The sequence below is a fragment of the Aquidulcibacter paucihalophilus genome (assembly GCA_030285985.1).
GTDB lineage: Bacteria > Pseudomonadota > Alphaproteobacteria > Caulobacterales > Caulobacteraceae > Brevundimonas.
Genome location: CP127384.1, coordinates 1,599,047 through 1,613,528, shown reverse-complemented (window position 1 = coordinate 1,613,528; position 14,482 = coordinate 1,599,047). Strand labels below are relative to the sequence as shown.

Here is a 14,482-nt window from a genome sequence, read left to right as displayed (position 1 = left end):
GTGGCATGCTGCCGCCGTCACAGAACCATGATGACCGCGAGGTCCGGCCTCGCCATAAGCGACACCAGCCAATCCGGAGTTCCCATGCGCCCTCATCGTCGTGACCTGATCGCCGGCTCGGCCGCCGCCTTCGCCTTCACGGGTTTGGCCCGAAACGTCGCGGCTCAAACGGCTGCGACCGAAGAAACCTACGTCAATCAGGTGACAGGCTACGGCCCGCTGGTGAGCGATCCCAACCGCCTTCTGGATCTGCCTGAGGGATTTTCCTACGAGGTCATCTCGCAGGGCGGCGACACCATGGACGATGGCCTGTTCGTACCCGGCCAGTTCGACGGGATGGGCTGTTTTCCGCTGGACGGTTCGCGTGTCGCCCTGGTGCGGAACCACGAGCTGAAGGGCTCAAGCGGCTTGCACCGTAACCTCGGTCCCGGCGGTTTCCATCAAGAGCGGTTAGGCCTGCTGGACCCGGCCAAGGGTTATGACACCTACAAGGACGGGCGGCCCCTTCCGGGCGGCACCACCACCCTCGTTTATGATCTCGATACGCGTCAGGTCGTGCGGCAGTTCCTGTCCCTGTCCGGCACCAGCACGAATTGCTGCGGCGGCCACACGCCCTGGGGCAGTTGGCTGACCTGCGAGGAGACCGAGGAATCGGCCGCCGACGCCGACGTCACCAAATCGCATGGCTATGTTTTCGAGGTGCCGGCGAACGGAACCGGCCTTGCCGATCCCGTGCCGTTGAAGGCCATGGGCCGGTTCGAGCATGAGGCCGTCTGCGTCGATCCCCGCACGGGCATCGTCTATCTGACCGAAGACAAGTCCGACGGCCTGTTCTACCGCTTCATCCCGACGACACCCGGCAAGCTGGCCGAGGGCGGCCGGCTGCAGGCCATGGCCTTCCGCGATGCGCGCGGATCGGACAGTTCCAATAACGAAACCCGGCTCTGGTCGTTGGGCGACTGGCGAGAAGTGGTCTGGATCGATCTGGAAGATGTCGAGAGCCCGGCCGGCGATCTTCGCATGCGCGGCCACGCCGCCGGCGCAACCCTGGTGTCGCGGGGCGAAGGCATCTTCTGGGGCGAAGGCGAACTGTATCTGACCGCCACCTCGGGCGGCCCGATCAAGCGGGGCCAGATCCTGCGATATGTTCCGTCGCCCTTCGAGGGCGCGCTGGGCGAGCGCCTGCGGCCAGGCCGGATCCAGCTGTTCGTTGAAAGCACGGACGAAAAGACGATCAACATGGGCGACAACCTGACCGTCGCGCCCTGGGGTCATCTGGTCGTCTGCGAGGACAACTATTCAAGCGAGATCCGGAACCACGTCAAAGGCGTCACGCCGGACGGCAAGCTCTACACCATCGCCCGTAACGTCTTCACGGGGAACAGCGAATTCGCCGGGGCGGTCTTCTCGCCCGACGGCGAGGTGCTGTTCGTCAATATCCAGTACCCGGGGATCACCGTGGCGATCAGAGGCCCCTGGTCCTCGGTCCGGACGTAAACAGGCGCGCCTGCGAGCGCCGCACCATCCAGAGATTGACGGTCGCCGTCGCGAGCACCAGCGCGGCCCCGGCCTGATGCAGGGCACCGAGCCATAGCGGCGTGCCGTTTATCAGGGTAGCGATCCCCAGCAGCGCCTGCAGCCAAAGCGCCGCCGCGACCACGAACGCCGCCGCGCCTAGACCTTCGGCGAGCCGCCAGCGCCAGGCCTGCACGGCATAGACGGTCCCGCCGATCAGCAGGCCGTAGGCACCGAGCCGGTGATTGAACTGCACCAGCGCCTGGTCGTGCAGGAAGGCCAGGCCGCCCTTGCTCCATTCCACCGGCGGCAGGACGGACCCGTTCATCAGCGGCCAGTCGGTATAGACGAAGCCGGCCTTGGCCCCCGCCACCAGTCCGCCCAGCAGACACTGGATGAAGACCGCGCCCAGCAGGACGGCGGCACCCCGGCTCCAGCCCACCGGCGAACGACTGTGCGATTCGCCGTTCCAGGCCTCGAGACCGGTCCAGATCAGACCCATGAAGATCGCCAAGGCCAGCCCGAGATGCGTCGCCAGCCGTTCAGGCGCGACGTCGACCCGCTCCGACAGCCCGCTGGAGACCATCCACCAGCCGATCAGCCCCTGCAGCCCGCCGAGCGCCAGCAGGACGGCGCAACGGACGATCAGCCGCCGGGGCAGGCTGCGGAGGATCAGGAAGACAGCGAACGGCAGGGCGAACGCCGCGCCGATCAGACGGCCCAACAGGCGGTGGGCCCACTCCCACCAGAAGATTCCCTGGAACTCGGCCAGGCTCATCCCGGCATTGACCTGGGTGTATTGCGGAATGGCGCGATATTTCTCGAACGCCTCGTTCCAGTCCGCCGTGTTCATCGGCGGCAGGGCCCCCATGATGGGCTTCCACTCCGTGATCGACAGGCCGGATCCGGTCAGGCGGGTGATGCCCCCGACCACCACCATGGCGAAGACGAGGACGGCGCACGAGAACAGCCAGATGGCGACCGCCCGATTCTGATCGCCACCGATGAAACGCTTCATTCGACGCCTGCCGTCCCGACCGTTACAGTGCCGTTGCGTTCTTGGATCACGCCGGCCCGAGCGGTATGCCCCCGCTGTGCGGCGAGATCGAGTCGCTTTTCGGCGTCGCATCGCCGCAAGTCTGGAGAGGCCGGTTGCCGTACATCGAAATCATCATGGCGTGCCTCGGGGCGTTCGCCCTGGCCTGGCTGGCGGATCTGGTCAGCGGCCGCCGTGGCCTGTTCGCCACCTCGCTGGTCTCGGCCGTTGCGGCCGTTTCGGGCTGGTTCCTGGCGGTGCGCGTCTTCGGGGCCAGCACGATGGAGGAGTGGACCTGGGTCCTTTGGTCGCTGGCGGCCTCGACCCTCGGCCTCGGTGCCTTCTTCCTGTTCCGGAGCAAGCGCTGATGGGTCCGCGCACCCGGCGCTTCATCGCCATGATCGGCGTTCTGCTCTTCATGGCATTCTGGATCTGGGGCGCGATCGCCCTGCGTGGCCTGCTTCCGCCCGGACAGTTGATCGATCTCGCCGTCTTCGCCGTGGCCGGCGTCGGCTGGGGCGTGCCGCTGTATCCGCTGTTCAAATGGGCCGAGAGCGGCAAAACCTAAGGCGGAATTGCAAAGGGGCCGCCCGAAAGCGACCCCTTCAACCAACCGTCTTCATTGCGGAAGATGGTCGGAGCGACAGGATTCGAACCTGCGACCCCTTGACCCCCAGTCAAGTGCGCTACCAGGCTGCGCCACGCTCCGAGAGGCGCTCCCTATAGACGGGGTTCGCAGCGCCGCAAACCGAAAAAGCAGCCTTCAGGCGCTTCTCGACAGGACGGCTTCGAGACGGGCGCGCGCGCCCTCCAGTTCGGCCAGCACCTGACGCAGGCGGATGGACGACTGCCCCGTGGCGGCGGGTGCCGAAACAGCCGCCGGAGCGGCACCGTCGGGTTCGAACGCCACGGTGCCCTCGGGGTCGCCGTAGTGAGCCAGGCGCTTGAGCCCCTGCTCCTTGTGCAGGCGCTGGACGCCCTTGATGGTCAGGCCTTCCTCATGCAGCAGCCGCTTGACGGCCTTGAGCAGCACAACATCCTGGGGGCGGTAGAACCGTCGGCCTCCAGCGCGCTTGAGCGGCGTGAGGAAGGCGAACTTGGTCTCCCAGAAACGCAGCACATGCTGGGGCGCGCCGACCTCTGTCGCCGCCTCTGAGATCGTCCGGAAGGCGTTCGGGCTCTTGGCCACGGGCGTCAGGCGCTCACGACAGCGTCGTGAACCCGGCCCTTCATGATCTGGGAGGCGCGGAAGCTGATGACCCGCCGCGGATGGATCGCCGCCGGCTGGCCGGTCTTGGGATTGCGGCCCATGCGGGCGCGCTTCTCGCGCACCTGGAAGACGCCGAAGCCTGACAGCTTCACCGTTTCGCCGCGCTCGAGCGATTCGATAATCAGTTCGAGCGTGCGTTCGACCAGGGCCGAGCACTCCTGGCGTGACAGGCCCACGTCTTCGTGAACCGCTTCACAAAGGTCGGCGCGCGTCAGGGTCTGGTGATCGGGCAATGGTCCGCTCCCCTCCAAAGGTCGGTCAACGGACATAAAAGGCCAAGCGTCGTCAAATGGAAAGCCGGAAATCGCCTCAGAGACGAAACGCGCATGCGCCCCAGGTCAGACCGCCGCCCATGGCCTCCAGCAGGACCAGATCGCCGCGCTTGATCCGGCCGTCCTGAATCGCTGAATCCAGGGCCAGCGGGATGGAAGCCGCCGAGGTGTTGGCGTGCATGGCCACGGTCGAGATGACCTTGTTTTCGTCGAGGCCCAGCCGGTCGCCGACGCCCTTGATGATGCGCTGGTTGGCCTGGTGCGGCACGAACCAGTCGACATCAGCGACCTCGATGCCGGAAGCGGCGCAGGCGGAGGTGATGGCTTCCGCGATATTGACCACGGCATGGCGGAAGACCTGGTTCCCGGCCATCCGAAGGTGACCAACAGTCCCGGTCGTGGCGGGACCGCCGTCGACATACAGAAGATCGGTCTTGGTCCCGTCGCAGCGCAGGGCGAAGCCCAGAAGGCCCTGGTCCGCCTTGGTCCCCTGCCCTTCGCGCGGCTCGACCACCACGCAGCCGGCCCCGTCGCCGAACAGCACGCAGGTCGACCGGTCGGTCCAGTCCATCAGCCGGGTCATCTCCTCGGCCCCGATGACCAGGGCGCATTTCGCCAGCCCTCGGGCAACAAAGCCGTCCGCTACGCTGAGCGCATAGACGAACCCCGAACAAACCGCCTGGACGTCGAAGGCGATGCAGGTCGGGGCCCCCAGCTTGCGCTGCACGATGGAGGCGACCGACGGGAAGGTCATGTCGGGCGTGGTCGTGGCGACGATGATCAGATCGACATCGGCGGCGGTGCGCCCGGCGTCGACCAGGGCCCGTCTGGCGGCCTCGGTGGCAAGGTCGCTGGTCGGCTGGTCATCCCGGGCACGGTGGCGCTGCTTGATGCCCGTCCGTTCCTGGATCCACTCGTCCGAGGTGTCGACGATCTTCGCGAGATCGGCGTTGGTGACGACCTGTTCCGGCAGGAAGGAGCCGACGCCGGTCACGGCGCTGCGGACTACGCTCACTGAATGCTCTCCCCGGCGGGTTCATCCGCCGAATTGACGATGGGGCTTTCAAGCAGGGCCGTCAGCCGCTGCAGGTTCGCCCCGACCTTTTCCATATAGTCGCTGCGGGCCAGTTCGACAGCGACGCGGATCGCGGCACCAAAGCCGCCCGCCGTCGCCCCGCCATGGCTTTTCACCACAATGCCGTTGAGGCCCAGCAGGGGGCCGCCGTTGTTGGCATTGGGGTCGATCTTCCGGCTCATGCGCTTCAGGGCCGGCATCGCCAGCAGAGCGCCCAGCTTCGACGTCAGGCTGGAGGTCAGGGCCTCCTTCATCAGGCCGGCGATGAATTTGGCCACCCCTTCGGCCGTCTTCAGCGCGATATTGCCCGTGAAGCCGTCGGTCACGACCACATCCACCGTGCCCTTGGCGATGTCGGTGCCCTCGACGAAGCCGAAATAGTCCAGCCCGAAGCCGCCCTCGCGCAGCAGACGTGCCGCCTCGCGCACCTCCTCGTGGCCCTTCACGTCTTCCGAGCCGACGTTCAGAATGCCGATGGTCGGCTTTGCGACGCCGTGGACGGCGGTCATGAAGGCCTCGCCCATGATCGCGAACTCGACCAGCTGCGCCGCGTCGCTCTCGATATTGGCACCCACGTCGAGCACGGCCGTGACGCCCTTGGGAGTCGGCCAGCTCGCCACAATGGCGGGCCTTTCCAGTCCGGGCGCAGACATCCGCAGCAGCAGTTTGGAAATGGCCATCAGGGCACCGGTGTTGCCCGCGGACACCACGGCCCCGGCCTCGCCCAGTTTGACCGCCTCGATGGCGTTCCAGAGGCTGGAGCCCTTGCCGCGCCGCATCGCCTGGGCGGGCTTTTCATCCATGGCCACGACCTTGTCGGTGTGACGCACGATGCAGACATCGTCGGTCAGGCCGGCCTTGACCATTTCGGCGCGGATCGCGGTCTCATCGCCGTGGAGGAGGAACCGGACGCCTTCGCCGCCATGACGCTGGCGGTAGTCACGCACGCCGGGCACCACAACGGACGGACCGTGGTCCCCGCCCATGGCGTCGAGCGAAATCAGGATAGGGGATGACAAGTCGTTTCGACTCCGTCGCGCCGTCAGCCCGGCGCTTGTCAGTTTTGGCGACGATAGCGCCGCATCGGGGGGATGCAACCACGTCGCCCCTGCGTCAACCTTCGTCGGAAGGCCGAAGTTGCTTCAGGACCGCGAACGGAGAAATTTCAGCGGGTTCGGGCGGTTGGACGAACTCTGCGCCCGGCTTGCGCGGGAACGGATCCAGCCGGAGGGCCAGTTGTTCGACGGCGTACTGGCCCAGATCAACCTGGCCGTTCTCGATCAGGTCGGGCGATTCGTCGTCCATGGTGATGACGATCTCGTCGGACTCTTCCTCCACCGCCTCGGCGAGGTTCAGGGTGAAGGGGGCGTCGACCTCGAGCGGCAGTGGCTCGAGAGTGATTCCGCAGGTCTGGGCGAGGCTGGCGCGCACCCGCCCGGACAGCCGCCAGCCCGCAGGCGACGGTGCCAGTTCCATCTCCGCGGTGAAGGCGTCCAGGGATGCAAGGTCCAGCGCCTTGACGATCCGCGCACGCGCCGCCGCATCGGGCTCCAGCGTCCGCTTCACGCCCCCGGCGACCTGGTGGAGGCGCACGGGCTCGCTGTACGGCAGATCGGGCAGGGTCATGCGGCGGTCTCCGCCCACTCGGGGGCCCGTGTAACGGCATCAAAGGACTGGGCCGCCAGCCGGGCGCGGCTGGCGATGGCATAGGCGGCCAGGGCCTCGCCGGTGGCGATGTCCTCGCTCTCATAGACATTGCGCGCGATGCTGGCGGCCAGCGCCGGCGCATCACCGTCGCGCAGCGGGCCCTCCCAGGCCGTCATGCGGCCGTACAGGGCCTCGCCCAGCTTCCGCATCTTCTTGCCCACGGAGACATCGCCCACGCCCAGCTCGCGCAGGGCATGGTCCAGCGCAGACACATAGGTGTTGAACAGATCCTGCCCGGCCTCGGCGCCGCGCTCGCCCTCGTCGCGCAAGCGCATGACCAGAAGCAGGATATGGAGCGTGTACAGCTCGAACCGCGCGTCGATACGGTCGGCCACGCCGAACCGCGTGTAGAAGGCCGGATCACGGGCCTGGCGCACCACCGCTTCATACAGCGATTGGCCCAGACGCTCGCGGGGCCGGGATCGGAACAGATTCTGAAGCATGATCAAACGGCCCCTTTTCCGCCGTGCCGTTGAACTAAGGCTCGGGTCCGGTTAGGTCAAAGACCTTGTTGAAGTCGCAGGCACCGCAAATGCTCCGTACGAAACTCCTGATCGCCGCTATTTCGGCTGTCGCCCTGACCAGCGCCTGCGCCCCGGTCGTGGGCCAGAACGGCTTCCAGGCGATCGACGCCAAGCCCGCGGACATCGTCGCCGGTACGGATACGAAGCAGACCGTGCTGACCCGACTGGGCACCCCGTCGACGACCTCGACCTTCGAGCGCGACAATGTCTGGTACTACATCAGCCAGGTGACCGAGAAATACACCTACAACCGGCCCCACGTGACCCAGCGGACGGTGACCGAGATCACCTTCAATGACGCGGGTCTGGTGTCCGAAGTCCGCACCCTCGGCCTCGAGGACGGCCAGCGGGTCGCCATGAACGATCGCGAGACGCCGACGCGCGGACGTCAGCTGACCATCCTCGAGCAACTGCTCGGCAACGTGGGCCGCGGCCAGCTGCCGCGCACCGACGAAGACCAGCCGGGCCAGCAGCGCCGGGAATAGTCGCAGCCCTTACCGACAGAGAAAAAGGCCCCGGAGATCGCTCTCCGGGGCCTTTCTGATTCTCGGGACGCCGTTGTCCTCCCGGGCGACCCGGGAGGACAGGAAGCGGGTCCTAGAACACCTTGCCGCTGGCCAGGACTGCGAGAAGCAGCAGGGCCACGATGTTGGTGATCTTGATCATCGGGTTCACCGCCGGACCGGAGGTGTCCTTGTAGGGATCGCCGACGGTATCGCCGGTCACCGCGGCCTTGTGCGCCTCGGAGCCCTTGCCGTGAACGACGCCGTTCTTGTCGGTGAAGCCCTCTTCAATGACCTTCTTGGCGTTGTCCCACGCGCCGCCGCCCGAGGTCATCGAGATGGCGACGAACAGGCCGGTGACGATGACGCCCATCAGCATGGCACCGAGGGCGGCGAAGGCCGTGGCCTTGTCCGAGATCGACAGCACAGCGACGAACAGGACGATCGGCGACAGCACCGGCAGCAGCGACGGCACGATCATCTCGCGGATCGCGGCCTTGGTGAGGATGTCCACCGCCTTGCCGTACTCAGGCTTGACCTCATAGGTCATGATGCCCGGGTTCTCACGGAACTGGCGACGAACCTCGGCCACGACCGACTCGGCCGCGCGACCGACCGCCATCATCGACATGCCGCCGAACAGGAAGGGCAGCAGCCCCCCGAACAGCAGGCCGACGACGACGTAAGGGTTGGTCAGGCCGAAATCGATCTCGGCCATGCCGGCGAAGAAGGGATAGACGTCCGGATTGGCGGCGAAATAGTCCAGGTCGGACGTATAGGCCGCGAACAGCACCAGGGCGCCGAGACCGGCCGAACCGATGGCGTAGCCCTTGGTGACGGCCTTGGTCGTGTTGCCCACCGCGTCGAGCGCGTCGGTCGAGTGACGGACTTCCGAGGGAAGGCCCGCCATTTCGGCGATGCCGCCGGCGTTGTCGGTGACCGGACCGAAAGCGTCCAGCGCCACGATCATGCCCGCCACGCCCAGCATGGTCGTGGTGGCGATAGCGATGCCGAAGAGGCCCGCCAGCTGATAGGAGGCGACGATGCCGACGATGATGGTCAGCGCCGGCAGGGCGGTCGACTCAAGCGAGACGGCCAGGCCCTGGATGACGTTGGTGCCGTGGCCCGAAACCGAGGCGTTGGCCACCGAGCGGACCGGACGGAAGTTCGAGCCGGTGTAGTATTCGGTGATCACCACGATAGCCGCGGTGACCAGCAGGCCGACCATGCCGGACCAGAACAGGTTCATCGGTTCGATCGTCAGGCCGGTGTTGGTGACAATCGGGCCGGCAACCAGGCCGTCGATGACGAAATAGACGGCGACCGCCGACAGCACGCCGGTGACGATCAATCCCTGGTAGAGGGCGCCCATGATGTTCTGGCTCTTGCCCAGGCGCACGAAGAACGAGCCGATGATCGAGGTAACAACGCAGATGCCGCAGATGGCGAGCGGCAGCAGCATCATGGTGTCGACGTAAGGCTGGTCGCGGAAGAAGATCGCCGCCAGCACCATGGTGGCGACCGTGGTCACCGCATAGGTCTCGAACAGGTCGGCGGCCATGCCGGCGCAGTCGCCGACGTTGTCGCCCACGTTGTCGGCGATGGTCGCGGCGTTGCGGGGGTCATCCTCGGGGATACCCGCCTCAACCTTGCCCACCATGTCGCCACCGACGTCCGCACCCTTGGTGAAGATGCCGCCGCCCAGACGGGCGAAGATGGAGATCAGCGAGGCACCGAAGCCGAGCGCGACGAGGCCGTCGATGACTTCGCGGCTGGTGGACTCGAAGCCCAGGCCCGCCGTCAGGATGGCGTAGTAGCCGGCCACGCCCAGAAGCGCGCCGCCCGCCACGAACATGCCGGTGATGGCACCCGAGCGGAAGGCCAGGTCCAGACCCTTGGCCAGGCTCTCCGACGCGGCCTGTGCCGTGCGGACGTTGGCCCTGACCGAGATCAGCATGCCGGCGAAACCGGCGAGGCCCGACAGGACCGCGCCGATGACGAAGCCGATGGCGGCCCATTCGCCGATCAGGAAATAGGCAGCGACGAGGATCACCACGCCGACCATGGCGATGGTGGTGTACTGCCGCCGGAGATAGGCCGAGGCGCCCTCCTGGATCGCCGCGGCGATCTCGCGCATCTTGTCGTTGCCGGTACTGGCCTTCATCAGCGAGGCGGTCTGGATCAGTCCATAGAGGACCCCCAGCGCGCCTGCGGCGATGACCAGCCACAGATAGTTGCTCATGACGTTTCCAAGTCCTGTGATCTTCAGACGCCCGGTCCCTTGGCGCGGTGGGCGTTAGCCGCCTCTTTCCGCCTTCCGGTCCCCCCGTGCGCACCGGACGCATGTTGCGTCCTTGGGGAATTGCGGCGGAAACGTGCCAAATACCGACAGGCGACGCAACAGGCGATATTGATCAGCCGGTCTGGACACCGGTGCGACGACGCGGAACCTGACTGACGATCTCGACCCGGGTCACCGAGCCGCGTCCGGCGATAGTCGCCGCCGACCGGATCAGGCTGGCGGACAGGGCCGCTGGATCGATTCGGGTCCAGTCACCCGCCACCACGAAGGGCGTCCGGTGACCGGCGCGCACCAGGGCGTCGCGCAGATAGGCCTCCTTGCCGCGCATCGTCTCCGGCGTCGCCGATCCGCCGAGATGCAGGCGAAGCGACACGAAGACGTAGTTGCGCAGTCGCCCACCGGCAATGATCGGCAGGCCGACGCCAGGCATGCTCAGAGTCGCGCCGGCGGCAGGCGCGCCCTCGGCCAGGGCCGCGGGGGCGACAGCAGACAGAACGGCGGTGGCGGCTATGAGGTCACGACGGCGCATGGCGACACAGTGAAGCCGACGCCTTGAGAATTCGTTGTCAGCCGTGCGTGAAGCCCGGGCGGTCGAATGTGAGTGGCTGGCCGCCGAGACGGGCGACGACGCCCTGCCCCGCGGTCACATGGCCGATCCGGGTCAGACGAAGATGACGACGCTCCGCTTCCCGGCGCAGGACCGGCTCGTCACGCGGTGAGGCCGTGAAGGCGATCTCATAGTCGTCGCCACCGGTGACCAGTTTCTCCAGCGCCGCCTGCGCGTCGACCCGGCCGTCGAACCACGCCTGGCCGGCGGCGGACAGAGGCACGGCTTCCAGGTCGATCTCAATGCCGACCCGCCCGGCCTCGGCGATATGGCCGAGATCGGCGATCAGTCCGTCGGATATGTCGATCGAGGCCGTGGCCATATCGCGGACGGGTCCCGCGAACTCGATGCGCGGCATCGGGGCGCGGTAGTGGTCGGACAGGGCCACGACCCGCTCGGCGTCGATCGACAGCCTGCCCTGCACCGCTTCCAGCCCCAGCCAGCCGTCGCCGATCGCGCCCGTGACGAACACCAGATCACCCGGCCTGGCACCGGCACGGCCCACCGTCCGTCCCCTGGGCGTCCAGCCCAGCAGCGTCATAGAGAAGCTGGCCGGTCCGGGCGTGGCGACCGTGTCCCCGCCCAACAGAGCGATGCCGAAGGCTTTCTGATCGGCGCGCAGCCCGTCCACGAAGGTCATCCGCTCGGGCCAACCGCAGCGTGGCGACCAGTGGCAGGCCAGCAGATAGCCGAACGGCTCGGCACCCTTGGCGGCCAGATCGGACAGGTTCACCCGCATCAGCTTGCGGGCCACAGTGTCCAGCGGATCGGTCGGCAGGAAATGGACGCCCTCGACGAGGGCGTCCTTGGTCAGGACGAGGTCATATCCGGCGCGTGAGGGAACAACGGCGACGTCATCCGCCAGCCCCCGGCCCCATTCCGGGTGGGCGAGCGGCGCAAACAGCCGCCGGATGGTCTCGAACTCGCCGGCGACATCGACCGCGGGCATGGGTTCACCTCAGGCTTTCGGGCGGACGTCCCGGGCGACACCGTCCAGCGCCGCATTGACGAATTTCGCCTCGGCGTCGTCGAAGAAGGCCTTGGCCAGTTCGACATACTCATCGATCACGATCTCTCGCGGCACATCCTGGCGGTCGCGCAGCTCCCAGGCACCGGCCCGCAGCAGGGCACGCAGGGTCGAATCCAGGCGCTCCAGCCGCCAATTCGAGGCCAGCCGCGCCTTCACGGCGGCGTCGATGTCGCGCTGCCCCCCGACCACGCCGCGCACGATCTCGGCGAAATAGTCCTCATCGGCCTCGGCCAGAGGTTCGCCCTCCATGTCGGAGTCGAAACGATGGTTCGAGAACTCGGTAATGACCGTGTCCACGCCCTCACCGGCCAGCTCCATCTGATAGAGCGCCTGGACGGCGGCGAGGCGCGCGACGGTGCGGGCACGCCGTTGGCGGCTGGTCAGCTGCGGCTCGGCGCGCTGTTTTTCGGCCTCGGCGAGTTGCTCGAGCACGGATTGAAGGCTGGCGGGTTCGGTCACGCGCCCAGTCCTACGCGCAGCCGCTTGCGCAAGGCAATGAGGTCCAGACAGGCGCGCGCGGCGCCGCCGCCCTTGTCGCCTTCACTGATCCGCGCCCGGGCCCAGGCCTGGGCCTCGTCCTCGGTGGTCAGAATGCCGTTGCCGATAACCAGTCCCTTCAGACCGAGGTTGCTCAGGGCGGCGGCGGACTGATCCGAAACGATCTCGAAATGGTAGGTTTCGCCACGGATCACGCAGCCTAGGGCCACATAGCCGTCATAGCGGGGCGCGGTCGGGAACCGGCCGGCTTCCTCGGCAAGCGCGATGGCGGTCGGGACCTCAAGGGCGCCGGGCACGGAGACCACGTCGAAATCGGCACCCCGCGCGCGCAGGGCATCCTTCGCCCCCTCCAGCAGGGCGTCGGCCAGGTCGTCATAGAAGCGCGCCTCGACGATGAGGATGCGCCAGGGATCCCTTACGATTGGTCTTCTCCGTCCATGTCGCGCCAGCCGACGATGCGCAGGCCATAGCCCTCAAGCGCGGCGGGGTTGGGGCGGGTCGAGCTCATTACGATCATGTCGCGCACGCCGAGATCCAGCAGGATCTGGGCCCCGACGCCATAGTTGCGGATCGAGCGATCAATGGCCGCCGGCTTCTCGACCCCGGCCAGCCGTTCGGCGAGGCCGTGCAGATCGGGGTCTCGCAGGAAGACGGTGACGCCGGCCCCATCGGTGCGACTGATCGACTCCAGGGCCCGGGGCACATAGTTCTGTCGCGCCTCGACATGGCCAAGGATGTCGGCGGCGAAATCCACCTGGTGCATCCGCACCAGCGTCGGCTTGCCCGCTTCAATCTTGCCCTTCACCAGGGCGATGTGTTCCGCGCCCTCGATCGTGTTCCGGTACAACATCAGCCGGAACGGCCCGCCGTGGATGCTCTCGAACGGCGTGTCCATCACACGTTCGACATAGCGTTCGGTGCGGCGGCGATAGGCGATCAGGTCGGCGATGGTGCCGATCTTCAGCCCGTGCAGCTGGGCGAAGGCGACCAGATCGGGCATCCGCGCCATCGAGCCGTCGTCGTTCATGATCTCGCAGATGACGCCAGCCGGCGTCAGGCCGGCCATGCGGCTGATGTCGACCGCCGCCTCGGTGTGGCCGGTGCGGACCAGAACCCCGCCGTCGCGGGCGACCAGCGGAAAGACATGGCCCGGCGAGACGATGTCGTCCGCGCCCCTGGTCGGATCCGCCGCCACCTGGACGGTGCGCGCCCGGTCGGCGGCGCTGATCCCCGTGGTGACCCCCTCACGGGCCTCGATCGAGACGGTGAAGGCCGTGCCCATGCTCTCGCGGTTCTCTGCGGCCATGGGCGGCAGGCGCAGTTGGCGGGCGCGGTCGGCCGTGATGGCGAGGCAGATCAGGCCGCGGGCGTGACGGGCCATGAAATTGATCTGGTCCGGCGTCGCGAACTGGGCCGGAATGATGATGTCGCCCTCGTTCTCCCGGTCCTCGGCGTCGACCAGGATGTAGGGCTTGCCGTTGCGGGCGTCCTCGAGGATGTCCTCGATGGGGCTGATCGGGCTGTCGTTCATGTTTGCGGCCAGTTGCATCACGCCGTCTCCTGCCACCGCGCGAGGTATCGCGCCAGCATGTCGATCTCGAGATTGACCGCGTCGTCGGCTTTCAGCCCGCCCAGCGTGGTCGCTTCCCAGGTGTGGGGAATGATATTGAGCCCGAAGGTCTGCCCGTGGACGGCGTTCACCGTCAGCGACACGCCATCGACCGTGATCGAGCCCTTGGCGGCGATATAGCGGTGCAGCGGCGCGGGGGCCTCGATATCGATCCGGTGTGAACCGCCCTCCGGCGTCACCGACACGACCCGGCCGAGGCCGTCCACATGACCCGAGACGATATGGCCACCCAGTTCGTCGCCCAGCTTCGCGGCCCGCTCAAGATTGACCGCATCGCCTTCGCGCCAGCCGCCCAGCGTCGTCTTCGACAAGGTCTCGCCCGAGACCTCGACCGCGAACCAGCCGGGGCCCTTTTCGGTGACCGTCAAGCAGCAGCCGGCGTGGCTGATCGAGGCACCGAGGTCGATGCCCGCCGTGTCCCAGGCGGTCTCGATTTCATATCGCCGGTCGCGCTCGGTCTGGCGGACCGAACGGACGCGGCCGATGTCTGTGACGATGCCGGTGAACATGGGG

Annotated in this window: 18 protein-coding genes and 1 tRNA gene; 4 read left to right on the top strand and 15 right to left on the bottom strand. The window is 67.1% G+C overall.

All coding sequences use genetic code 11. The annotated features are described in order from the left end of the window. Positions 1 to 84 precede the first annotated feature (84 nt). A complete protein-coding gene (locus KB221_07725; protein ID WIY68006.1) occupies positions 85 to 1,497 on the top strand; it encodes a DUF839 domain-containing protein in 1,413 nt (470 codons plus the stop codon). Here KB221_07725 and KB221_07720 read toward each other — a convergent pair. Beyond that, the gene (locus KB221_07720; protein ID WIY68005.1) at positions 1,466 to 2,533 is read right to left on the bottom strand and encodes a COX15/CtaA family protein; all 1,068 of its coding nucleotides are present in this window, start codon (positions 2,531 to 2,533) and stop codon (positions 1,466 to 1,468) included. The genes KB221_07725 and KB221_07720 overlap by 32 nt on opposite strands. 134 nt (positions 2,534 to 2,667) lie before the next feature. On the opposite strand from KB221_07720, the gene KB221_07715 reads away from it, so the two are divergent. Beyond that, positions 2,668 to 2,919, top strand: coding sequence for a transglycosylase (locus KB221_07715; protein ID WIY68004.1), 252 nt, complete (start codon positions 2,668 to 2,670; stop codon positions 2,917 to 2,919). Further along, entirely contained in the window at positions 2,919 to 3,119 is a 201-nt protein-coding gene (locus KB221_07710; GenBank protein ID WIY68003.1) for a DUF2842 domain-containing protein, read from the top strand. Before KB221_07715 ends, KB221_07710 begins: the two co-directional genes overlap by 1 nt. 64 nt (positions 3,120 to 3,183) lie before the next feature. Here the strand turns inward: KB221_07710 and KB221_07705 are convergent. The 7 genes from KB221_07705 to KB221_07675 all read right to left on the bottom strand — a co-directional run bounded on the left by KB221_07705 (position 3,184) and on the right by KB221_07675 (position 7,318). Beyond that, a tRNA-Pro gene (locus tag KB221_07705) sits at positions 3,184 to 3,260 on the bottom strand. 54 nt (positions 3,261 to 3,314) lie between these two features. Then, positions 3,315 to 3,740 carry a MerR family transcriptional regulator gene (locus tag KB221_07700; protein WIY68002.1) on the bottom strand — a complete coding sequence of 142 codons (426 nt, stop codon included), beginning with the start codon at positions 3,738 to 3,740 and terminating at the stop codon, positions 3,315 to 3,317. Between the two features lie 5 nt (positions 3,741 to 3,745). After that, positions 3,746 to 4,054: an integration host factor subunit alpha gene (locus tag KB221_07695; protein WIY68001.1), complete on the bottom strand. Its 309-nt coding sequence runs from the start codon at positions 4,052 to 4,054 to the stop codon at positions 3,746 to 3,748. 76 nt (positions 4,055 to 4,130) lie between these two features. After that, positions 4,131 to 5,108 carry a beta-ketoacyl-ACP synthase III gene (locus KB221_07690; GenBank protein ID WIY68000.1) on the bottom strand — a complete coding sequence of 326 codons (978 nt, stop codon included), beginning with the start codon at positions 5,106 to 5,108 and terminating at the stop codon, positions 4,131 to 4,133. Next, positions 5,105 to 6,154 carry a phosphate acyltransferase PlsX gene (gene plsX, locus KB221_07685; protein ID WIY70886.1) on the bottom strand — a complete coding sequence of 350 codons (1,050 nt, stop codon included), beginning with the start codon at positions 6,152 to 6,154 and terminating at the stop codon, positions 5,105 to 5,107. The genes KB221_07690 and plsX overlap by 4 nt, the downstream gene beginning before the upstream one ends. A 127-nt stretch (positions 6,155 to 6,281) precedes the next feature. Continuing rightward, positions 6,282 to 6,794: a DUF177 domain-containing protein gene (locus KB221_07680; GenBank protein ID WIY67999.1), complete on the bottom strand. Its 513-nt coding sequence runs from the start codon at positions 6,792 to 6,794 to the stop codon at positions 6,282 to 6,284. Then, positions 6,791 to 7,318 (bottom strand): ubiquinol-cytochrome C chaperone family protein, encoded by a 528-nt coding sequence (locus KB221_07675; GenBank protein WIY67998.1) that lies wholly within the window; start codon positions 7,316 to 7,318, stop codon positions 6,791 to 6,793. The genes KB221_07680 and KB221_07675 overlap by 4 nt, the downstream gene beginning before the upstream one ends. A gap of 89 nt (positions 7,319 to 7,407) precedes the next feature. Here KB221_07675 and bamE point away from each other — a divergent pair, with 89 nt between their 5' ends. Continuing rightward, entirely contained in the window at positions 7,408 to 7,884 is a 477-nt protein-coding gene (gene bamE / locus KB221_07670; protein ID WIY67997.1) for an outer membrane protein assembly factor BamE, read from the top strand. 112 nt (positions 7,885 to 7,996) lie between these two features. Here bamE and KB221_07665 read toward each other — a convergent pair whose 3' ends face one another. The 7 genes from KB221_07665 to KB221_07635 all read right to left on the bottom strand — a co-directional run bounded on the left by KB221_07665 (position 7,997) and on the right by KB221_07635 (position 14,478). Beyond that, on the bottom strand, positions 7,997 to 10,144 hold the full coding sequence (locus KB221_07665) for a sodium-translocating pyrophosphatase (GenBank protein WIY67996.1): 2,148 nt from the start codon (positions 10,142 to 10,144) through the stop codon (positions 7,997 to 7,999). A gap of 172 nt (positions 10,145 to 10,316) precedes the next feature. Continuing rightward, positions 10,317 to 10,733, bottom strand: coding sequence for a hypothetical protein (locus tag KB221_07660; GenBank protein WIY67995.1), 417 nt, complete (start codon positions 10,731 to 10,733; stop codon positions 10,317 to 10,319). A gap of 37 nt (positions 10,734 to 10,770) precedes the next feature. After that, positions 10,771 to 11,760, bottom strand: a complete 990-nt coding sequence (gene thiL, locus KB221_07655; protein WIY67994.1) for a thiamine-phosphate kinase — start codon at positions 11,758 to 11,760, stop codon at positions 10,771 to 10,773. 9 nt (positions 11,761 to 11,769) lie between these two features. After that, entirely contained in the window at positions 11,770 to 12,300 is a 531-nt protein-coding gene (gene nusB / locus KB221_07650; GenBank protein WIY67993.1) for a transcription antitermination factor NusB, read from the bottom strand. After that, entirely contained in the window at positions 12,297 to 12,761 is a 465-nt protein-coding gene (gene ribH, locus KB221_07645; GenBank protein ID WIY70885.1) for a 6,7-dimethyl-8-ribityllumazine synthase, read from the bottom strand. The genes nusB and ribH overlap by 4 nt, the downstream gene beginning before the upstream one ends. Then, positions 12,755 to 13,888 carry a 3,4-dihydroxy-2-butanone-4-phosphate synthase gene (gene ribB, locus KB221_07640; protein WIY67992.1) on the bottom strand — a complete coding sequence of 378 codons (1,134 nt, stop codon included), beginning with the start codon at positions 13,886 to 13,888 and terminating at the stop codon, positions 12,755 to 12,757. Before ribB ends, ribH begins: the two co-directional genes overlap by 7 nt. Then, positions 13,888 to 14,478 carry a riboflavin synthase gene (locus KB221_07635; protein WIY67991.1) on the bottom strand — a complete coding sequence of 197 codons (591 nt, stop codon included), beginning with the start codon at positions 14,476 to 14,478 and terminating at the stop codon, positions 13,888 to 13,890. Before KB221_07635 ends, ribB begins: the two co-directional genes overlap by 1 nt. Positions 14,479 to 14,482 lie beyond the last annotated feature (4 nt).